The sequence below is a fragment of the Dyadobacter flavalbus genome (assembly GCF_006149045.1).
Lineage (GTDB): Bacteria > Bacteroidota > Bacteroidia > Cytophagales > Spirosomataceae > Dyadobacter > Dyadobacter flavalbus.
The window spans coordinates 203,315-225,266 of sequence record NZ_VBSN01000066.1 but is presented as its reverse complement, the minus strand read 5'-3'; the positions used below and the strand labels follow the sequence as shown (position 1 = coordinate 225,266).

Genomic DNA, 21,952 nt, shown 5'->3' with positions numbered 1-21,952 from the left:
TGTAAATATACGGCAAAGGAAATATCCCGTCACTGTAAAGCCTGTTCTCATATGCGCCTGCTGATCTGTGAATTGCAGTATTGCACCCGCTACTTTTACTTCTCCCAGCGTAAAGGCTTCATGATGGTCAATGGCAGATTATTACGTGCTATCATCCACAAAGATTCATTGCCCGCCTGTATACGCTTGATATCCCTTATTTCACCTTCCAGTAAAAACCCGGTGTCCACCGGTGAAAGTGCTTCGAAATTTCCTTTTCCCTTGTTTAAAAGCACCAGCCCGAAACTGGAATCATAACGACCCTGATAAGTGCTTACGCCCTGATAATTCCCGCCGCCCAGCACATCCGGCCTGCCATCTCCGTCTATATCCGTAATGGTCATGGCAAACAGTTTGGAAGCCTGTGCTTCTGCCGGCAAGTCATGCATGACAAAACGCCCCTCTTTGTTTTCCAGATAAACGGAACCGAACTTTTCAACTTCCAGTAACCTGGAATCTTTTAACTCACCGGTTTCAAAAATATCATCAATTGTTTTTCCTGCAAAAGACTTGTAATCCGTAAATCTCTTGTTGATAATGGAAGGAATACGTTTTCCAAGTTCGTCCTTGAAAGCCACCGGATACCATTTTTCTTCAACGCTATAAGCCAGAACCTGTTCCAGTCCCTGATTATTATCAAAATCTTTGACCCACATTTTCAAATGGGTATCAGGCCTTTTTCTGAACTTGTTATTATTTCCCAGATTTCCCGCAATCAGATCGATATCGCCGTCCTGATCAAAATCAGCTGCTTTTATGCACTGCCAGAATCCCGCCGGAGCAGTAAAGTTGCCAGATTGATCACGGCTCAGTTTTCCTTTTTTGTTAAAGAAAACAGTAACCGGCATCCAGTCTCCGGCAACCACCAGATCGTTCTGCTTGTCGCCGTCAATATCTGCCCACAATGCATCCGTAACCATGCCAATATTCCGGAGCTGAGGCGCAAGCTCATTGGTTTTATCTGTAAAGTTCCCTTTGCCGTCATTGATCAGAATGTAAGAATTTGGAGCCATTCCGTATTGAAAACCAACGACCCGGCCTCCTACAAACAAGTCCAGATCGCCGTCCTTATCCAGATCAAATGGCCGTACACAGGATTTGTTATCAAACATCGGCGGCAGGGCATTGGCTTTTCTTTTGAAATTTCCCTTTCCGTCGTTCATATATAAACGGTCAAACTGCTGCGGCATTTTATCATAAAATTCATTTCCGCCGGTAACTACATAAAGATCCTGAAAACCGTCTTTATCGGCATCAAAGAACACGGCATCCACATCTTCATAAGTTGAATCGGTTCTGAAATCCGGTTGCAGGCTTCTCACGAATTTACCGGCCGGCGTCTGCAGGTACAATGCTCCGATCTGCCATTTGGCGCCGCCTACGTACATATCTTCCAACCCATCGCCGTTTACATCAGCCACGGCAACTTTCGGCCCTTCTGTGGAAACCAGAAACGGCATCAGGCTTTCTCTGTAGAAATCAAAGTACTGGTTTTCCTCATGCTTGTAAGGAATTTTGAATCGGTCCGTTACATCTTCAAACCGTTGCTGATCAGGTGTTTTTACAATCCGGATGTTTTTCTCTGCTGCGGAAGTTTTGTCGTATTTGATTTTAAGCAATTGTCCTGTTTTTACCTGCGTAAGCACCTGTTCATGCTGATCTGGCCAGACTACGATGAGGCTGTCAATGACTTTTTGCCCACCAACACCAAAATGCACAACCGGCTCGCTGGACGACTCAAATCCTCTTGTCATGGCTAATTGCTGCATCTGAAGCCCGCTTTTACTTTTAATAACCACTTTTGCCCCAATTGCAAAACGGTTGCCGGGATAATCTTCCAGCCTGACCCTCAGAAACCCAGAACCGGGCATTTGATTGGCATGATTCTGATAAAAAACAGAAGGCTCGTTCAGATTGTTGGTCACCAGATCCAGATCGCCGTCATTGTCAAAATCTGCATACGCTGCTCCGTTAGAGATATTTTTTGCTTCAAAACCCCATTCAAGCGATTTATTCTGAAAGTTGAGCTCCTTGGTTCCTTTAAACAAATAATTATGGACTTTTCCTTCCGGCATTAAGTCAAGTGCTTTTTTGTCCAGTTCCAGTGACGTTTCAGAGGCATACCTCAACGAATCGTCCGCAGCATATTTTGCATAATCAAGATTATTCGGGCGGTGCGCGATTCCGTTGCTTACAAACAAATCCTTTATTCCGTCATTGTCGTAATCTGCCAGCAACGGCGACCAGCTCCAGTCCGTTGCAGCCACGCCGGACATGGCAGCCACTTCCATGAATTTCTTTCCAGAAAGGTTGATCTGCAGACAGTTCCTGCTGAGCTGCGGCATATAACCGAATGAAAGTTTGTACAAATAAATATCGAGTGCATCCTCGCCTATGGATGACTTTTCCACGTATTCGTCTTCCGGGTACATATCCAGCGTCATTACATCCGGATAACCGTCGTTATTTACGTCCGCAATATCGTTTCCCATAGAGTACCGGCTTGTATAGCGGAACATTTCATCGCTTTTATTGGTAAAAGTTCCGTTGCCATTGTTGATGTAGCAATAATCATCTTCATGAAAATCGTTGGAAACATAAATGTCGTCCCAGCCGTCATTGTTCAGGTCGGCGATGCCAACACCCAGCCCATAACCCATGGCAGCGCCGTAAATTCCGGCTTCTGCGCTTACATCCTTAAATTTTACAGCTTTATCCGGACCTGCTTTCTGATCACTCATCTGACTTTCATACAGATAATCTCCGGCTTCGTTGTTGCGCAGATGACGGGTACTTACGCGATCATAACTGCGCGATGTATGCACCGCATGATTCAAGAGATAACAATCCATATCGCCGTCCCGGTCATAATCAAAAAACACTGCCTGCGTGGAAAAGCCTGTAAAATCAAGTCCGTAATCCGCTGCTTTTTCAGAAAATGTAAGATCGCCGTTATTGATATACAGTTCATTGGAGCCTTCCATTCCCCGGAAATTGCCTACGGCCGAAACATAAATATCCAGTAACCCGTCGCCATTGACATCGGCCATGGTAACGCCGGTCTGCCAGTCGGAAAAGCCTTCCACGCCTGCTTTTTCGGAAATATCTTCAAACCTGAAATTGCCTTTATTCAGATACAGCTTGTTTTTGCCCTGATTGGAAACGAAATAAACATCAGCCAGTCCGTCATTGTTGATATCGCCCGTCGCTACACCGCCGCCATTGTAAAAATAAAGGTAATCCATCAGGTTAACCTTTTCGTTGCCAACAACCTGATTTACAAATCCGACTCCGGTGCTCGCTGAATCCCTGACTTCAAACAATGGTTTTTCACTGCTTTTTTCCTTTGAACTGCATGCCTGAAAAATAAGCGCCGTGACAAGAATTACTGCCAGATTTATTTTCTTCATTTTTAATTTAATCCTGATTTTATCAAAGCGGATTTTCTTATAATCAGAAATCACCATTGATAAATAAACACCCAAATATTACTTTTTAATAACCGGTCTGAATACCTGAACCTTGCTGTTGTTCTTGCCAAGAATCAACTGGCCCTGTCTAAGCTGCCGCATATTCCGGACCTGATCTTCCGCCCAGAAACCGGTTTCGGATGGAAGCAAAGCTTCAAAACTGCCTTTATTGTTACGTAAAATCAGACCTTTAGACGCATCGTACCTTCCGATTTCCGGCAACACATCATAATAATTTCCTGCTACGATCAGATCCATATTTCCGTCCTGATCATAATCTGAAGGAATGATGCTGTAAATAGGTGACAACTGCGCCTGTACCGGCAATGGAATCATTGTAAATGCCGTTCCCTTTGATTCATTTCTCAATATAACCGATTCCGAAGTATAGACTTCCTTTTTCACTGCACTTGCCAGATCTTCCTTACTGATTACGTCCTCTACAGTTTTACCCGCATACTGCTCGTATTTAACGAATTTCTTTTTAAGCGACGGCATTGCACGCAACAAATCCGGCTTCATAACCATCGGATAAGAAACGCCGGTTTCATCCGGACAGGTTATAATCTGCTTAGTGATGCCGTTGTTATCAAAATCTTTCACATACATGTCGACCGGTTTTTGCTGCGTTGCTTTCAGCCGTGTATTCGTTCCCAGATTTCCTGCAATGATGTCCTGATCGCCGTCATTATCCATGTCCGCAACTGCCAGGGTATTCCACCAGCCGTTGGTTTTGACGGCTTCGCCTTTTACATTCTTCACATTTTCAGTGGACTGCAGTTCCAGTTTGTTTCTGTTATTTTTAAAAATCATCACCGGCATCCAGTCACCCGCAACAATCAGTTCAGGATAAGTGTCTCCGTTCAAATCGGCCCATACTGCATCTGTAACCATTCCCAAACTGCCGATTTCCGGAATGTATCGTTTTGTATAATTCTTGAAATTACCGGTACCGTCATTGGTAAGCAGATAACTTGGCGGATCAATTCCGTACTGACCGGATTTCAATCTTGACCCGATAAAAACATCCGTGTCACCATCTTTGTCAAAATCACTCACAGCAACGCAGGAGGCGTTTATATTTAAACCCGGAAGCCCGCTGCTCTTACTGAAATTACCTTTTCCGTCATTCAGATAAAGTTGCGGCAACAAAGCATTGTCGTTATCCTTGAACTCATTACTTCCGGACACAACGATCAAATCCTGGTCACCGTCATTGTCTGCATCAAAAAATGTAGCGTCAATTGCTTCTGTCTCGAGTTCTTTGGCAAAAACTTCGGGCGTTTTTTCAGCAAAGTTTCCGTCCTTTTTCTGAATGAACAACTTACCGCTCTGGCCCGATGCTCCTCCCGTAAATACGTCATCCAGCTGATCGCCGTTTACATCTCCGACTGCAATGGCCGGACCAAGTCTGGAATACATTTGCTTGATGAGTGGATTCTGATTGTAGTCTACATAATCCAGTTCCTTGTGTGTAAAATCAATTCCACTTTCCGTTGCTTCGGCAAACTTGCCTTTACCTTTATCACTTTCAGGTTTCCATGGAACGGAGGCATTTTTCTGATCCAGAACATACGTCGAGTCCGCAGCCGGCTTTTTAATGACCTGTTGCTTATCGTTTGGCCACAGCACTGTAACCGAATCAATTTCCGGATTGGTGCCCAAGCCAAAAACAAGCCGCAGGTCAACAGATGACTCAAATCCCCGGTTTGGCATTTGCTGAAGCATTTGCGTCCTTTTCTGCTGATGCACGTATATTTTGGTACCGATTGCGTCTTTGTTATTTTGTTCGCCGTTTAATCTGAACTTGATATAGTGAAAGTCCTTGCGCTCATCGGATTTGTTTTTATAAACAAAAAGCGGGTTGTTTACATTATTGACAACAAGATCCAGATCACCGTCATTGTCAAGATCGCCGTAAGCCGCCCCGTTTGAAAATGAAGGCTTGTTCAAACCCCATTCTGTTGCCTGGTTGACAAAAGACAAATCACCTTTATTTTTAAAAGCATAGTTGGAAAGCGGCTCGGAAGGCATTTTGTCAAGAAACATTTTATAATCAAACTGCCTTGTACGGCTGACTTCCGCAATATTCGAAGGGTCCGCAAGGAATGCGACAAAATCCTGATTCGTAAGATCTTTGTAGATTCCATTGGCAACAAAAATGTCTTTTTCACCGTCCGAATCCATGTCAAAGATGAGAGCGCCCCAGCTCCAGTCCGTTGCATGTGTCCCGCTGAAACGTGCGATTTCGCTAAACCAGGTTTTACCGTCCGGCGCACCCGATTGATTCAACTGCAGCGTATTCTGCATGTATTGATAATGAAAATCTCTGGATACTTTCAAGGCCAGCAAGTCATACCCTTCGTAAGTGGATGTGAGTTTTAACCTCCGGTCAAAAGCCGGAAGCATATCTGTAACATAAATATCCAGTTTCCCGTCGTTGTTGATGTCCGCAATATCCGCACCCATGGAAGACAAGCTCGTATGCTGCATGGCCGATTGAATAGACTCCTTGAAAGTACCGTCATGATTGTTGATATACAAGTAATCATGTTCGTAGAAATCATTGGAAATATAAAGATCCAGCCAGTTGTCATTATTGACATCACCGATTGTAATTCCAAGCCCGAATCCGATCAGACTTCCGTAAATTCCGGCTTGTTCGCTGATGTCTGTAAACTTTGAACCATCATTCCTGAATAATTTATGCCCGCCTTCCTTATCCCGCTGATTACGGATATTTGCATACGCAAGGCGGCCGACAGGCGTGAAACTGTTGTTAAGCAAAAACATGTCCAGATCTCCGTCCCGGTCAAAATCAAAGAAAGCGGCATGTGTGGAAAATCCATGATCGTCAAGGCCGTACTCTTTTGCTTTTTCAACAAAAGTCCCGTTGCCTTTATTGATAAACAGTTCATTACTGCGTTCTTCTGAACGGCCTGCATTGCAAACGTACAAATCCAGAAATCCGTCTCCGTTTACGTCGGCAAACGTTGCACCCGTACTCCACGATTTGGTTCCGGCCACGCCGGCTTTATCTGTAATATCTTCAAAGCGGAAATTGCCCTTATTCAAAAACAGCTTGTTGGAGCCCTGATTGGCAATCAGATAAATATCCGGAAGGTTATCATTATTAACATCTCCGATTGCTACGCCGCCGCCATTATAAAAATTTCTGTAATTGAAGATATTGAATTCTTCACTGTTTGTAATTGTATTTTCAAAGCTTATTCCTGTTTCGGAGGAAGACATTTCTTCAAACAAACGATCCTTTTCATTGTCTTTTGAACAGGACAGAAACATGAAAATACCAAGCCCACAAACCAACAATATATTACTGCAACGAATCATTAATCAATTTCTTTACTGGTAAAATGCAGATCTGGCACAAATGTAAAATAAAACAGGAGCAAGCCATGAAGGAGGCTGCCCCTGTTCGGAATAAACTGGAATTACATGATTTTTATCAGTGCATCAGTAACCTGGGTTTTGCTTCAGGTTCGGATTCAGAGAAAGCTGCGTAGCCGGAATCGGGAAAATATTTCTGAATGCAGGTGATGCATCCTTGAACTGCCAGGGCTTGTTGAATTGGCCGAAACGGATAAGGTCCTGACGTCTTGTATATTCCCAGGCCATTTCCCAGCCTCTTTCTGCAAGCATGCCGTCCAATGTAAGCGTTGTAACCGGAGTTGCTCCTGCACGATCACGAATGATGTTAACATCCTTGATGGCATCAGCAACTTTTCCCAGACGAAGGTTTGCTTCTGCTCTCATCAGATATGTATCGCCCAAGCGGAAAAGAACAAAGTCGTTATCCTGGTCATTGCTGGCTCCGTTTCGCTGAATTTCATACTTCTGGCTTCTTGCACCGGCCAACCTTGCAACCGGGCCTGCAGGCATTTCAAATGCAGGGATTTCCGGCGTGAAGATAAACGGTTTACCGTCATCAGTAAGCGGCTTGCCATCAGAGGAATACTGTTGTCCAACGATCCACATATTCTTTCTGTTATCACCTTCTTTGAAAGAATTATAAAATTCAGTGGCCGTACAGTATCCGTTCCATGGTGCCTGAGGCGTATTGTAAGTAAGCTGGCTCAAATAATGCAGCGTACGCATGTTCATGTTAAAGCCGCCTCTTTTGGAAGCATCAAACGGAATGGCAAGAATATTTTCTTTGGATGCCTGATTCTGCGTAGAGAAGTTACTGAAGAAATCGGCTGTCAGCGTATACTTGCCGGATGCAATAACCACATCGCATTCAGCTTTTGCTTCTGCCCATTTCGGTGTTCCGGTGTAAACTTCGGCGTTAAGGTAAAGCTTGGCCAGGATCATGTTTGCAACATACTTGTTGAAACGTCCGTAATAAGCCCCACCCGTGGTTTCGCTGAGATTTGGATAGACTTCTTTAAGTTCTTTTTCAATCCACGCAAAAACCTCGGGTCCCGTTTTCTGAACCGGTCCTTCTCCGCCCAGCTTTTCGGCAATGATCACATTTCTGAACTGATCCAGCAGCAGATAATGATAGAATGCCCGGAGTGCACGCAATTCTGCAAGGGTTCCTGCATCCGTAATTTCCGGATTGCTCAGCTGCTGGTTAATGGAAGTAATGCTGTTATAGCACCACGTCCACATACCGTTAAATTTATCGTCATCTCCGGTTGGAGTCCAGGTATGCTGTTTTAAGCGCTTCCATGCATCACCGTCTTTCCAGTCACCCCCGCGAGTAGGTATCACCTGCTCGTCCGTAACGGTATTTAACTCCGCAAATCTTCCGAAATAATCACCCAATGAGCTGTACAAAGGACCAAGCAAAGCCGCTTGCTGCGCAGGAGTCGAGCCAAACTGGTCGGTTGGAATAACGTCATAAGGCGTTTCTGTCAGATCAGTACAAGCCTGACCGGTCAGCAATAAAGCGGAACCTAATAATATATGTTTTACTTTTATTTTCATTGTATTATTTAATTTAAGGTATTGGATCAGCCTGAAACCCTAGGCTGCAATGCTTAACTTTTTCTTAGAATGTCAGATTAACTCCTAACTGGAATGTACGGGTTTTCGGGTAAATACCGGTAGCATCCAGACCAAGGCTGTTTGGTGCAGAGTTGTCATTGTTGAAATCTCCTTTAACTTCAAGCTCAGGGTCTACACCACGGTACTTTGTAATAATAAACAGGTTGTTTCCGCCCAGATAAATCCTTGCATTGGTAAGGTATTTGCTTTCAAGCGAAACATTGTATCCGATCTGCCAGTTGTCAAGACGAATATAGGTTCCTTTTTCAAGCCAGTAATCAGACAATGCATTGGTACTGAAATTGGCAGGGACTTCTTTCACGCTTTCCAGCATATTTGTTTCCAGAATAGATCCCGGAATGGAAAGGTTGGAGCGAAGGTTGTTCAGGATGCTGTTTCCAAATACACCTCTCAACTGGAAGCTCAGATCAAATTTCCTGTAAGTGAAGCTGTTCACCCATGCGCCTGTCATATAAGGCTGTGGATTGTCTTTGAAATTCAGCTGTGCATCTGCCGGGTTTGTAACCGGAGCTGCGCCGTCTTTGCCTTGCAGCAACATTTGGCCTTTGTCATCAAACCCTACGAAGTGACCTACGTTGTTGAAACTTCCCAAAGGCAGCCCCGGCGTCAGGATTGAGGCATAAACGTTTGATAAACCTCTTCCACCGAATGCATTGAAGCGGATAATTCCGGAATCGAAATCATCACTTTTCAAATTAAGAATGGAGTTCTTGATATAAGATCCAACCAAACGGCTTGTCCATGTAAAATTATCTTTTTCAATAACTGCTCCACCAAAGGAAACCTCAATTCCCTTATTGCTCATGGAACCTACGTTAGCCCAGATAAAGTTTGTAAAATATTTCACACCGTCAGCAGGTACAGAATATTTGTAAAGCATGTCGTTTGTCTTCTTGTTGAAGAAATCAAGCGATCCTGAGAAACGTCCGTTTACAAACTGGAAATCAAGACCAAGGTTCGTCTGCGTAACAACTTCCCATTTCAGGTTAGGATTGGTATTCTGGGTAATTGCGTATCCCGGAAGGAAGTTATTGATACTGCCGTCATAGTAAGAAGTCGTTGGGCCGTAAAGCTGAAGCGACTGATAAGGAACCAGACCTTCCGAGTTTCCTGTACGTCCCCAGCTTGCACGCAGTTTCAGATAATTGAATGCGTTTGACTTCGGAAAGAACGATTCGTCAGAAAGTGTCCATCCACCGGCTACAGACGGGAAAAGGCCCCATTTGTTGTTTGCACCGAATTTGGAACTTCCGTCATACCTTAAAGTGGCAGTAAGGTTATACTTTTCGTTGAAGTTTAATGTACCTCTACCAAAGAATGAAGCAAGGCTTGTCTGATTTCTATATGAACTTGTATAAGATGTTTTTGGTAGAATCAGCGATCCAGATCCAAGACCCAGATTGTTATACCCAAGACCTGTTGCAACAAACTGCGTGTTGTTGGCTCCGAATCCGTCATTTACGATATCCTGATAAGAATAACCGCCGAGCAACGAGAAATTACTTCCTTTTTCACCAAAGCCTCTTACGTAAGTCGCTGTAAGTTCAAGCAGTTTGTCATTAATCTGGCCAAGGTTTCTTGAGGCTTCTCCGTTTGTGATCTGGAAAGCTTTTACAGACCTGTCACGTGCACGGCTTGTTACTTCCTGATCATTTTTGATTGCTCCGTTCACACCAAGGGTAAATCCGCTGAACAATTCATACTTTAGGTTTACACCTCCAACCAGCGTGTTTTTCTGACGCTGAAAAACTTCATTTTCCAGCATGGCAACCGGGTTGTTCAGGTCAAAAGCACCAGGAATTTCATAATTGGAACCGTTTGCATTTTTTACCGGCAAGGTTGGAAGGAACAAAGTCGCATTTGCAAGAATACCGCCGTCTGTAAGATCGGAATTGGTATTGGTATAGGAAAGGCTGTACTGAATGTTCAAACGGTTATCCAGCGCTTTCTGATCCAGGTTGATCCTTCCGGTCAAACGGTCAAATCCTGTATTTTTGATGATACCATTACGTTTTGTATAGTTTACAGATCCGCGGTAAGAAAAAGTCGGAGATCCGCCGGCTACTGCAAGGTCGTGGCTGTTTGTAACGCCTTTTCTGGAAATTTCATCCCACCAGTCTGTGTTATAAAAGTTTCCGTTTGCATCTTTCGGGAAACGCTGTGAATCCGAAAGAGAAGATTCACCTTTAATGCGCTGTACTTCGGCGATATAGCCCGGACCATCCAGAAGTTTCAGGTTATTTGAAATAACATCAACACCTACGTAATTGTTGAATGATACCGATGCACGCCCTGACTTTCCGCGCTTTGTGGTAATGATGATTACACCGTTTGCAGCGCGGGAACCATAAATTGCAGATGCCGATGCATCTTTCAGAACATCCATTGTTTCGATGTCCGTCGGAGAAATTGTACTGATCGGAACACCGATGATTCCATCAACAACATATAATGGATCGCTGCCGCCTGCCAGTGAGGTATAACCGCGAAGCCTTACAGTAGGGCTTGTATTCGGATCACCGTTAGGCTGTGTGATCGTCAAACCTGCCACTCTTCCCTGAATAGCCTGAAGCGGGTTCGGGTTTACACCGGCGTTGAAGTCTTTGGAAGTTACAGACTGAACAGATCCGGTTACGTCCTTTCTTTTGGCCGTTCCGTATCCCACTACTACTACTTCTTCCAGTGCTTTTACGTCATCACTCAGCGTAATGTCAATTTTGGATTGATTTCCAACTGCAATTTCCTGGGTTGCAAATCCGATGAAGCTGAAAACAAGCGTTGAATTGGCAGGAGCTTCAATGGTGTAATTGCCATCCATATCCGAATTTGCACCTCTTGTCGTTCCTTTAACAGTAATGGATACGCCCGGAAGGCCAGAACCTTTTGCATCCGAAACTTTGCCGGATACGTTTACATCTTGTGCATACACGCCGCCTGCAAGCGTCATCAAGGCAACCAACAAGGCACAGAAACTTACTGAAATTCTGCTGCGGCTTGTTTTAGCATTTGAATCAGAGGCATAACGGGCACTTCGATCATTGAATAAATGAAAGGATAAATTCATCATAGGTTATATAATTAATTAGGTCTGAATGCATCGCTGTTGTATCATTTCAACATTCCGCCTTTTTCATTTTAAAAAATACATCTGTATTAAACAAACACAGCTTTTTAGTGAATTAAAGGGCGAAAAAGTAGAAGTTTTACACTAGCGATCGTACAAAATAATATAAATGGCTTGAATAATACAATACGATTACCCCAAATTTGTTCACTTTAATCGCAATATTTTACAACCATTCAGTATATCTGATTATAGCACAAAAGTGCTATTTGAAAAATACAAAACAAACCCGTTCGGTTACATAATCAAACCTCTGTGCAACCCGATTGACGGTGAATCATATCCTATGAAAATATTTGCTGGAAAACCATCTTGCTTGTGCGTAACTTTGCAGCCATTATTTTCCAGTATAATACTTTTATGACATTGCCGTCTGTAACCCATTCTGATTTAAGCTTACTTGCGAGACAACTTGAAGGTGATCTGTATTTCGACAATACCATGCGGACCCTTTACGCTACCGATGCTTCTGCCTATCGCGAAATGCCGCTGGCGGTAGCAATGCCCAAAAGCATAAAAGACATCAAGACGCTGATTTCCTACGCAACGGCAAACAGCATTTCGCTGATTCCGCGTACAGCCGGAACTTCACTTGCTGGTCAGGTTGTTGGTAGCGGTATTGTTGTGGATGTTTCCAGAACTTTTACCAAAATACTGGAAATCAATGCAGAGGAAAAATGGGTACGTGTGCAGCCCGGCGTTGTGCGTGATGAACTGAACATGGCCCTCAAACCTTACGGCCTGTATTTCGGCCCGGAAACTTCAACGGCCAACCGCGCCATGATCGGCGGAATGGTCGGCAATAATTCCTGCGGCTCCAATTCGATTGTTTACGGAAGCGCCCGGGAACATACGCTGGAAGTAAAAGCAGTTCTGGCCGACGGTTCGGAAGCGGAGTTTAAAAGTATCAAAGGAAAGGACTTTCAAAATCTGATAAGCCATGCGCAGCAGAAAAACGGCAGCGCCACGCTTCTTGACAAAATATACCTGAAAACAAACGAGATTCTGAACTCGCCTGAAAACCAGGCCGAAATCAGGAAAAATTTTCCGAAGCCAAGTATTGAAAGGAGAAATACCGGTTATGCACTGGATATGCTGCTCAATACGGAACCGTATCTGGCCGAAAAGGAATCTGTAAAGCCCTTCAACATGTGCAGCCTGATTGCCGGTTCAGAAGGAACACTTTGTTTTTTAACAGAAATAAAATTAAACCTTGTTCCGCTTCCGCCCAAGACGCCGGGACTTGTTTGCATCCATTGCGATACAATAGACGAAGCACTGAGGGCAACAATCCTGACACTGAAATATCAGCCGCACGCAGTGGAACTGATCGACGATTACGTGCTGGAATGTGCTACAACCAATGCGGAACAGAAGAAGAACGCCTTTTTTGTCAAGAACAAGCCGGACGGGAAATTTCCTGCCATTCTGGTTGTTGACCTTTCGCGTGAAACAAAGGACGAAGTGGAATCGCTTGCTGCAGAAATGACAAAAGAACTGCAGGAAGCAGGAATCGGTTTTCATTATCCGCTGCTCTTTGGTGAAGACACCAAGAAAATCTGGTCGCTGCGCAAAGCCGGTCTTGGCTTGCTGGCCAACATTCCGGGCGATGATAAAGCAGTAGCTGTAATTGAAGATACTGCTGTGGACGTATACGATCAGCCTGACTACATCCGTGATTTCAATGTGATCCTGAAAAAACATGGCATGTCGGCCGTTCATTATGCGCATGCCGGAACGGGTGAAATCCATTTGCGCCCGATTATAAATTTGAAGACCAGCGAAGGTCACCGCCAGTTCCGGATGATTGCAGAGGAAATTGCTGATCTGGTTAAAAAATATGACGGTTCATTGTCCGGCGAACACGGCGACGGACGGTTGCGCGGAGAATTTATTCCGAAAATGGTTGGTGAACATAATTACGGGCTGTTCAAGGAAATCAAGAAAGCGTGGGACCCGAATAATATTTTCAATCCCGGCAAAATTGTGGATACTGCTCCGATGGATACTTTCCTGCGGTACGAAGCAGATCAGAAAACGCCTGAGTTCAAAACGTATTTCCGTTTTCATGATCAGGATGTTCTTCAGCATGCCGAGCAGTGCAACGGTTCGGGCGACTGTCGCAAGACGCAGATGAGCGGCGGAACCATGTGCCCGAGCTTTATGGCCACGCGGAATGAAAAAGACACAACCCGCGGACGCGCCAATATCCTCCGCGAAATGCTGACGCGTTCTCCGAAAGAAAACCGTTTTGACCATGAGGAAATCAAGGAAGTTTACGATTTGTGCCTTGCCTGCAAAGGCTGCAAAGGAGAATGTCCTTCCAATGTAGACGTTGCCAAGCTGAAAATGGAATTTCTGCAGCAGTATCATGATGTTCACGGTGTTCCGATGCGATCATGGCTGGTCGGTAATTTCTCAAAAATGACCGGCATTGCCAGTTATGTTCCGTGGGCATATAATATGGTGTTCAAAAATGCGCCGCTGCGAAAAATGGCAAACCGCATGGTTGGTTTTCACCCGGAACGCACGATGCCGTTGCTGCATAGTACAACGTTGAAAAAGTGGTATGAACAGAGAAAAAACAACAGCGTAAAGTCAGGCTCCCGCCTTGTCTATCTGTTCTGTGATGAATTTACCAATTATAATGATGTTGAAATAGGGAAAAAATCCATTCTTGCGCTGGAAAAACTGGGCTATGAAGTGATTATTCCAGATCACGGCCCATCCGGACGGCCACAGCTTTCCAAAGGGCTGTTAAAAGATGCCAAAAAGATTGCGGAGGAAAATATCCGTTTGTTAAAAGACATCATCTCCTACGATACACCGTTAGTGGGCATCGAGCCGTCTGCTATCCTGACATTTCGCGATGAATATCCCGATCTTGTCAGCGACGAACTGGTGGAAGAAGCCAAGAAACTGGCACAGAATGCACTTCAGTTTGATGAGTTCATTGCAAGGGAAATTGAACTGAAACATATTTCAAAAGACCGGTTTACCAAGGAAAAACGTCTTATCAAACTGCATGGACATTGTCAGCAAAAAGCCATTTCAAGTATGGTTCCGACAAAGAAAATGCTTTCACTTCCGGAAAATTATACGGTTCAGCTGATTCCTTCGGGATGCTGCGGAATGGCGGGATCTTTCGGGTACGAAAAAGAGCATTATGATATTTCCATGCAAATTGGGGAACTGGTACTTTTCCCGGCCGTTCGCCAGCAGCCTGAAGAAGTGATTATTGCCGCGCCCGGAACAAGCTGCCGCCATCAGATTCATGACGGAACTGGAAGAAAAGCCATGCACCCGGCAGAAATTTTGTGGGAAGCAATGATTTAGTTTGTTGACATTATATTACATTGTTTGATATAGATTCCGCCACGGAGTGGCATCCAGTTTATAGAAAGATACAAATTGGCATCGCGAAAGGCTCCGGCGGAGCCCTCTGTTTGTAGAAAATACGCATATCAAATAATCAGGCGGCTCCGCAGGAGCCTCCTTGCATGATGAATTTCCCAAAACAACACATGGCTATAAACAGGGTGCCGCGCTGCGGCAAGTTTCAATTTGCTACGGAGCAGCACCCGGATTGCAGAAAGATACAAATTGGCATCGCGAAAGGCTCCGGCGGAGCCCGCTGCTTGTAGAAAATGTGCTTCTCAAATAATCAGGCGGCTCCGCAGGAGCCTCCTTGCATGATGAATTTCCCAAAACAACACATGGCTATAAACGGGATGCCGCTCCGCGGCAAAATTCAACTTGCTACGGAGTAGCATCCTGTTTGCAGAAAGGTATAAATTGGCATCACGCAAGGCTCCGGCGGAGCCTTCTGTTTGTAGAAAATACGCATCTCACATAATCAGGCGGCTCCGCAGGAGCCTCCTTGCATGATGAATTTTTCAAAACAACCCATTGCTATAAACAGGGTGCCGCGCTGCGGCAAAAACTAATCTGCAAATTCCCAGGCACTCTGGTATGCATTGAAACGTTCGGCATATTCGATAAAGTCCCGGTAAAATACCGATTGCGAAAGCGTGGCGCTGTCACCAATCACAACAAGCTTTTTTCTTGCACGCGTCATGGCTACATTCATTCGGCGGACATCTGCTAAAAACCCGATCTCGCCTTCCGGATTACTCCTCGTCATGCTGATATAAACGATATCACGTTCCTGGCCCTGAAAACTGTCGATGGTATTTACTGAAATGCTGGACAAATAAGGTTGCAAAGTATCCGCATGCAGCAACTGCTCTTTAAGAATATTAATCTGTTCCTTGTATGGAGAAATTACTGCCACAGTCGGGAAACTTTTTAAATTATCCTGATTCAAAACCGTCTGGGTCTGAACAAATTCAGAAACAAGCTGTGAAAGGTGTTTAAACAGAAATGCTGCTTCCTCAGGATTTGTCGTACTTGTTCCTTCCTTTTTTTCATCAAATCCACAACCTGCGGTATCAATAAATGCCAATGGCGAATCTTCCGGAAAAAGTAGCCTGCGTGCGACTGAAGCATGCGCCACAAGCCTGTTTTCATAAAACACTTTGGAAGAAAAATCCATAATAATCTCGTTCATACGGTATTGTTCTTCCAGCAACACAACGGATTCAGGATGTGCCGCGACATTTTTTTCCAGTAAAGTTGTACTCAGACCGTTTCTGGCAGCTTCGGCAGATTTGATCGTTGGCGGCAATTGCAAATGATCACCGGCCATGATTACTTTTTCAGCTTTTAAAACAGGTATCCAGCAGGCAGGCTCAATAGCTTGTCCGGCTTCATCGATTACTACGGTTCCGAATTTCAGATTTCTGACTGTATAATGGTTGGACCCGACCAGCGTTGCGGTAATTACCTGCGCTTTGGAAATAAGGTCATCAATTACATATTGTTCAATAGTACCGACTTCCTTCATGATTTTATGCGCTTCATCAAAAAGTGCTTTTCGCTGTTCACGCTCGGCCTTGCCAAAATTCCGTTTGTATTTGTGCGCCATATTCTTGAATTCGTTAGCCTGCTTTTTAAGTGCTTTAACGTCCTTCATACGGCTATGCGCATTCATTTTACTGTCCAGCGTCAGAGACATCAATCGTTCTGAAACCCGAACCGGATTTCCAACCCGAAGTACGTTAAGCCCCTCGTCACTAAGCTTTTCGCTCAACAGATCCACTGCTGTATTACTAGGCGCTACAACCAGAATCTGCTTGTGCTCATGGCTGATCAATGCCTTTATGGCCTGCACCAATGTTGTCGTTTTTCCGGTTCCGGGCGGGCCGTGGACAATGGCCAGTTCGTTGGCTGATACAATTTTCTTAACTGCTTCCAGTTGCGACGGATTCAGTTGCGGAATGCGGATTTCAGGAATTTTGGACTGAAATGCAGGCGATTTCTCACCGGTCAGTATTTGCACAAGGCGTCCTTCTTTATCGTTTTCTGCAAGAATGCCGGCAGCTTTAAGCGCATTCTGCATTTCATCATAGCTGTTGTCATCAAAAAGGACGTCGATCCCGAGCTTTCCGTCACGCGACCATTCCGGAAGTTCGTCGGTACGCAAGGTAATTTTCAGCCGGTTACCGCTTTGATGTGAAACAATTCCTTCCAGCCTGTCCTTTTTGGCATCGTGATTGGAAAAAAGCACAGCCGGCATTCCAAAACGAAGCTGATGCGAAATGTCCTGATGCGTTGTACGCTCCACTTCCACCGTCAGATAATCGCCTCGGCTCATTTCCGATCCTCTGATCGCGATCGGGTACCATGCGAGTCCGTTGGCGCGCCTTTCGGAAACAGAAGTCGTTTCAGTAAGTCTGAGGTAAGATTGCCGGTCTTCTTCCCTTTCTGTTTTCAACAGATCGGAAAGCTTTTTAAAATAATCCATGTACAAAGAAAATCAACAAAAGTACATTAATGCATCATGCCTGCGTCTGCACCTTGCTGGACTTCCACTTTCCGGGTAATAAAACGTCTTCCGAACAGCAGCACCACAAGCGCCAGAAACGCGGAACCAGCCATGGCCGAAACCATAGGAACAATGGAAGGCTCTTCAAAAAGACTGATCAGGACCGAGATAAGTGTTCCCATTCCCATCTGGAAAGCGCCCATCAAGGCGGAAGCGCTGCCGGCATTTTTGGTAAAAGGAGCCAGAGAAAGTGCGGCGGCATTCGGGTAAGTATAGCCAATGCAGCAAAGAAATAAAAACAGGAACACAAGCGTCATTTTCAGATCAAGCAAGCCGTTCAGCGCAGCGGCCAGAAAAGTAAAACCGATTATTACCTGACAAATCAATGCAATATTAACAATCTGTTCACTGCTGTATTTACGTAAAAACAGGGTATTCAACTGACTGGAACCAATAAATCCGATAGACAGAAATGCGAAAATCCAGCCGTAAACTTTTTCATCCGTGTGAAAAACTTCCATAAATACGAGCGGAGAACCTGAAACGTACGCGAACAATCCTGCAAATGCAATGGCACCCGTAAGTGAATAAGTGTAAAACTGCGGCTCGCGGATCACATTGAAAAAATTCATCAGGATCGGCCTGGGTTTCAGCGAAAGCGATGTGTCCGGTTTGTAGCTGTCGGGAAGCCAGAGCACCGTTGCGGCCAGGATCGCCACGCCCATTACCGTAAGGATCATAAATACTGCATGCCAGCCGAATGCAGCCGTTACATAGCCGCCTACCGTCGGTGCAATCATCGGTGAAACGCCCACAACGAGTAAAAGCAATGAAAAAACCTTTGCATTGTCACTGACCGGAAACAGATCGCGGACCATGGCTACGGACGCAACCGTAGCCGCACAGCTTCCGATCGCCTGAATAATCCGGAGTAAAATCAGCTGGTCAATGCTGGTTGCAACGGCACAGCCGGCAGATGCAAGGATGTAAATACAAAGACCAATGAAAAGTGGTTTTTTCCTTCCGAACCGGTCCAGCAACGGACCGTAAAGCAGCTGGCCCAGGGAAATACCGATGAAAAACCCGGACAGGGAAAGGGAAACTTTGGCAGCTGTGGTATGAAGATCTTTTGCAATCGCAGGAAAACCGGGCAGGTACATGTCAATTGAAAAAGGCCCGAGTGCAGTTAAACTTCCTAAAATGAGGATGAGAAAAAAGTACGTTCTGTTAGACATCTGAATATTGTGGCGTAGTCTGTATGTTAAGTGCTGATAACAGGGATATTTATTGTCCGGTTCGGTAAAGCAGCATAATAAAATAAAAAAGGAGACCCCATGTCTATGGAATCTCCGGTATATCGTAATGTAAAAGAAAACTATCTAAGCGGCAACCCAATCCAGTTTTTTATAAACCTCCCGTTCGCTCTCGCTCACTGCATAGGGAACCTTGTTTTTAAGGTAAATAACACATCCGCGTCCTTTTTTGATCGGTGCTATTTTAACTACGTCTTCTTTGTGAATAATGATGTTGATGAGTTTCTGTCCCAGCAACTGAAATGTACCTGATTGTACCATGCTAATATAATGTGAAATGTGAATGCCTTATGCAATTCCACCAGCCAGACTTCCTGGTTTTAGATACAACAAGAAATAGTTTTTCGAAATATGAAAATAACCTAGATCAGTTCTGTTGCTTGATTGCAGAAAATCCGCCACTTCTCTCTGAGCATCTGTTTCGTTGTCTGCTCCTGTAACGGAAAGAACTGCGCCAGGCTTTAATGTACTTATTGCATTGTTTTCAAGTGTCGCTATCATGTTATACTAAATTAAGAGTTAGTCTTACAGTGTAATTGTTCTGAATCTGTTTTATAAATAAATATGCCAGCTGGCATAAACTCCGGAAACACAAAGGTCATTTTACAGCTTCATGAAGGAAGAATATACTGAATTTATCAAATTAAATATCTGATAGCAAGGAATTTGAAAATATTTACAAAAATTTGAAAAAACGCAGAAAAATATTCCTGATCCCCCTGAAAAAGTGTTGATTTGTTCCGGGAAACCTTTCCGGTTACTGCTGAAAATGCACTTTGGTCAGCATCCTGTGAACTTCATCCGCCCCATTCTGCACTTCGGCCGGTTTCAGTTTTTCCCGTTTTTCATTCTGCTCAATTTTGGATCAAACAAAGAGCAAAATGAAACTGTATTTTACAATCCTGATCTTTTTCACCGCGTTTGCCGCCAGCGCCGGTACAAAAATCTCGGGCATCGTGACAAATCAGAAAGGCGAGGCTGTTCCCGGCTCCAATGTGTATATCAAAGGAAGTTACGACGGCACATCCTCGGACGTGAACGGGAATTTTTCATTTGAAACAGATTCTTCAGGAAAACAGATTCTGATGGTGCAGGCGCTGGGTTTCAAGCCGCAGGAAACCGTTATTGAATGTGCCGGACAAATTATTGAACTTGAAATAAAGCTTTCTGAAAGCATCAACCTGCTTACCGCCGTTACGGTTACAGCCGGGGCAATGGAAGCCGGAGACGAAAAAAAGTCAGTCGTGCTGAAACCGCTGGACATTGTCACAACTTCCGGCGCGATGGGCGATATCACCGGTGCGCTGCTTACATTGCCGGGAACTTCCACAGTCGGAAATGACGGCAGGCTGTTTGTTCGCGGCGGCGATGCTTCCGAAACTTCCATTTTTATTGACGGACTGCAGGTTGGCAATGCATACGGCAGCACAGCTTCCAACGTTCCCACGCGGAACCGGTTCAGTGCCAATCTTTTCAAAGGTTCGTTTTTCAGTACCGGCGGTTATTCTGCGGAATACGGCCAAGCGCTTTCCTCCGCACTGGCGCTCAACACGCTTGACCTTCCGCTGAGAAGTCAGGGCGATGTCAGCATCATGTCGGTTGGCGGCGGCTATACCCAAACGCTGACCGGGAAACAAAATGCATTAACGGCTTCAGCTAACTATTATAACCTTGCACCGTATCAGTCACTTGTAAAACAGGATTTCGACTGGGAAAAAAGTCCTGAAAGCTGGGATTCGGAAATCTCGTTGCGTCACAAGTGGGGAAATGCCTCAAATGGTAAAGCAGGTTTCATCAAAGCCTATTTCCACACAGAAGGAAACCGGATGACGATCTGGCAAAAAATTCCGGGCGGTAATAGCCGCGGCGACCGTGTTCAGCTCCGTAACCGTTACAGTTATTCCAACATTTCTTTTCGTCATTCGGGTAAAAAAGACTGGTTTTTCTACGGCGGAGTTGCTTTTTCGCACAACAGCGATGCATTGAAACTGAATGCCGACCCGCTTTGCCGGATTAATCAGCTTGCACATGCCAAACTGGTTGCGGTAAAAGATTTTTCACCTCGGTTCTCATTCAAAAACGGGCTGGAATGGTTTGTAAAAGCTTATTCGGAAGCTCTGACGGATGTCAATCTGAAAAGAAGTTATACCGATCATCAGCCTAATCATTTTGCAGAAGCCACTTATTATTTCAGTAACCGCCTGATTATGGTTGCCGGCGTCAGAAGCGGGCACAGTTCGCTGGCAAAACAGTTCTGGATGACGCCGAGATTTTCCGTTGCCTGGAAACTGGATAATCAGGGACAATTTTCCTTTGCAGCCGGAAAGTTCAAACAACTTCCGGAAGAGAAAATCAGGGTATTGCAAAACAATCTGCAGAATACCGCCGCAACGCATTATATCCTTAACTATTTCTTTGCAAGCAACAACCGCACATTCCGCGCGGAATCATTTTACAAGATTTACGATCATCTTGTCACGTATGACGACGCTGCTGGAAATTACAGTAACTTCTCTCAAAACGGCTCAGGCTATGCAAGAGGCGTGGATTTCTTTTACCGCGACCGGAAAAGTATCAAAGAAACCGATTTCTGGATTACTTACAGTTTTGTAGACAGCAGGCGAAAATATGCCGCATACGAAACCCGCGTACAGCCTTCATTTGCTCCGAAACACAACGGCTCTATCGTAGTAAAGCATTTTGCATCCGCACTGAAATCGCAGCTCGGAACTTCATGGTCGTGGAACAGCGGCTACCCTTTCAGCAACCCGAACAGAACGGACGATATGCAGCAAAAAACAAAAATGTACAGCGACCTGAGCATCAGCTGGAGTTATTTGCCACGACCCCATATCATTTTACATGTGGCCTGTTCCAATGTGCTGGGCAGAAACAATGTCTTTGGATACCGCTACGCTTCACAGCCGGACGAAAGCGGCACTTATGCCGGCCTGCCGGTCGGACAAGGTGCGAAAAGATTTGCTTTTGCAGCTTTGTTCATTACCATTTCAAGAGATAAAAATGCCAATCAGCTCAATAATCTCTGAATCACAGTCTGAAATGTTCCAATTACATGCAGGCTTTAAAC

10 protein-coding genes are annotated in these 21,952 nt (G+C 44.8%); 2 read left to right on the top strand and 8 right to left on the bottom strand.

Annotated features, from left to right (window positions below):
* Positions 1 to 95 precede the first annotated feature (95 nt).
* The 4 genes from FEM33_RS21480 to FEM33_RS21465 all read right to left on the bottom strand — a co-directional run bounded on the left by FEM33_RS21480 (position 96) and on the right by FEM33_RS21465 (position 11,607).
* Complete coding sequence (locus tag FEM33_RS21480; RefSeq protein ID WP_139014033.1) at positions 96 to 3,449, bottom strand: VCBS repeat-containing protein; 3,354 nt, start codon at positions 3,447 to 3,449, stop codon at positions 96 to 98.
* 78 nt (positions 3,450 to 3,527) lie between these two features.
* Positions 3,528 to 6,812 (bottom strand): VCBS repeat-containing protein, encoded by a 3,285-nt coding sequence (locus FEM33_RS21475; protein ID WP_229214347.1) that lies wholly within the window; start codon positions 6,810 to 6,812, stop codon positions 3,528 to 3,530.
* Between the two features lie 171 nt (positions 6,813 to 6,983).
* Positions 6,984 to 8,459, bottom strand: a complete 1,476-nt coding sequence (locus tag FEM33_RS21470; protein ID WP_139014031.1) for a RagB/SusD family nutrient uptake outer membrane protein — start codon at positions 8,457 to 8,459, stop codon at positions 6,984 to 6,986.
* Between the two features lie 64 nt (positions 8,460 to 8,523).
* The gene (locus tag FEM33_RS21465; protein WP_139014030.1) at positions 8,524 to 11,607 is read right to left on the bottom strand and encodes a SusC/RagA family TonB-linked outer membrane protein; all 3,084 of its coding nucleotides are present in this window, start codon (positions 11,605 to 11,607) and stop codon (positions 8,524 to 8,526) included.
* 417 nt (positions 11,608 to 12,024) lie between these two features.
* Here FEM33_RS21465 and FEM33_RS21460 point away from each other — a divergent pair, with 417 nt between their 5' ends.
* Positions 12,025 to 15,000 carry an FAD-binding and (Fe-S)-binding domain-containing protein gene (locus FEM33_RS21460; RefSeq protein ID WP_139014110.1) on the top strand — a complete coding sequence of 992 codons (2,976 nt, stop codon included), beginning with the start codon at positions 12,025 to 12,027 and terminating at the stop codon, positions 14,998 to 15,000.
* Between the two features lie 607 nt (positions 15,001 to 15,607).
* On the opposite strand, the gene FEM33_RS21455 is transcribed toward FEM33_RS21460, so the two are convergent.
* The 4 genes from FEM33_RS21455 to FEM33_RS21440 form a co-directional block, all read right to left on the bottom strand.
* Entirely contained in the window at positions 15,608 to 17,530 is a 1,923-nt protein-coding gene (locus FEM33_RS21455; RefSeq protein ID WP_139014029.1) for an AAA domain-containing protein, read from the bottom strand.
* Positions 17,531 to 17,556: 26 nt separating this feature from the next.
* Positions 17,557 to 18,786: a multidrug effflux MFS transporter gene (locus FEM33_RS21450; RefSeq protein ID WP_139014028.1), complete on the bottom strand. Its 1,230-nt coding sequence runs from the start codon at positions 18,784 to 18,786 to the stop codon at positions 17,557 to 17,559.
* A gap of 144 nt (positions 18,787 to 18,930) precedes the next feature.
* On the bottom strand, positions 18,931 to 19,125 hold the full coding sequence (locus FEM33_RS21445) for a hypothetical protein (RefSeq protein WP_139014027.1): 195 nt from the start codon (positions 19,123 to 19,125) through the stop codon (positions 18,931 to 18,933).
* 27 nt (positions 19,126 to 19,152) lie between these two features.
* A complete protein-coding gene (locus tag FEM33_RS21440) occupies positions 19,153 to 19,365 on the bottom strand; it encodes a hypothetical protein (RefSeq protein WP_139014026.1) in 213 nt (70 codons plus the stop codon).
* 380 nt (positions 19,366 to 19,745) lie between these two features.
* Here FEM33_RS21440 and FEM33_RS21435 point away from each other — a divergent pair, with 380 nt between their 5' ends.
* Positions 19,746 to 21,911, top strand: a complete 2,166-nt coding sequence (locus FEM33_RS21435) for a TonB-dependent receptor (RefSeq protein ID WP_139014025.1) — start codon at positions 19,746 to 19,748, stop codon at positions 21,909 to 21,911.
* The last annotated feature ends 41 nt before the right edge of the window (positions 21,912 to 21,952 follow it).

Bases quoted from the DNA above. Each gene is read 5' to 3' on its own strand.
- FEM33_RS21480 (WP_139014033.1), bottom strand. From the start codon at position 3,449: ATGAAGAAAATAAATCTGGCAGTAATTCTTGTCACGGCGCTTATTTTT.
- FEM33_RS21475 (WP_229214347.1), bottom strand. From the start codon at position 6,812: ATGTTTCTGTCCTGTTCAAAAGACAATGAAAAGGATCGTTTGTTTGAA.
- FEM33_RS21470 (WP_139014031.1), bottom strand. From the start codon at position 8,459: ATGAAAATAAAAGTAAAACATATATTATTAGGTTCCGCTTTATTGCTG.
- FEM33_RS21465 (WP_139014030.1), bottom strand. From the start codon at position 11,607: ATGATGAATTTATCCTTTCATTTATTCAATGATCGAAGTGCCCGTTAT.
- FEM33_RS21460 (WP_139014110.1), top strand. From the start codon at position 12,025: ATGACATTGCCGTCTGTAACCCATTCTGATTTAAGCTTACTTGCGAGA.
- FEM33_RS21455 (WP_139014029.1), bottom strand. From the start codon at position 17,530: ATGGATTATTTTAAAAAGCTTTCCGATCTGTTGAAAACAGAAAGGGAA.
- FEM33_RS21450 (WP_139014028.1), bottom strand. From the start codon at position 18,786: ATGTCTAACAGAACGTACTTTTTTCTCATCCTCATTTTAGGAAGTTTA.
- FEM33_RS21445 (WP_139014027.1), bottom strand. From the start codon at position 19,125: ATGGTACAATCAGGTACATTTCAGTTGCTGGGACAGAAACTCATCAAC.
- FEM33_RS21440 (WP_139014026.1), bottom strand. From the start codon at position 19,365: ATGATAGCGACACTTGAAAACAATGCAATAAGTACATTAAAGCCTGGC.
- FEM33_RS21435 (WP_139014025.1), top strand. From the start codon at position 19,746: ATGAAACTGTATTTTACAATCCTGATCTTTTTCACCGCGTTTGCCGCC.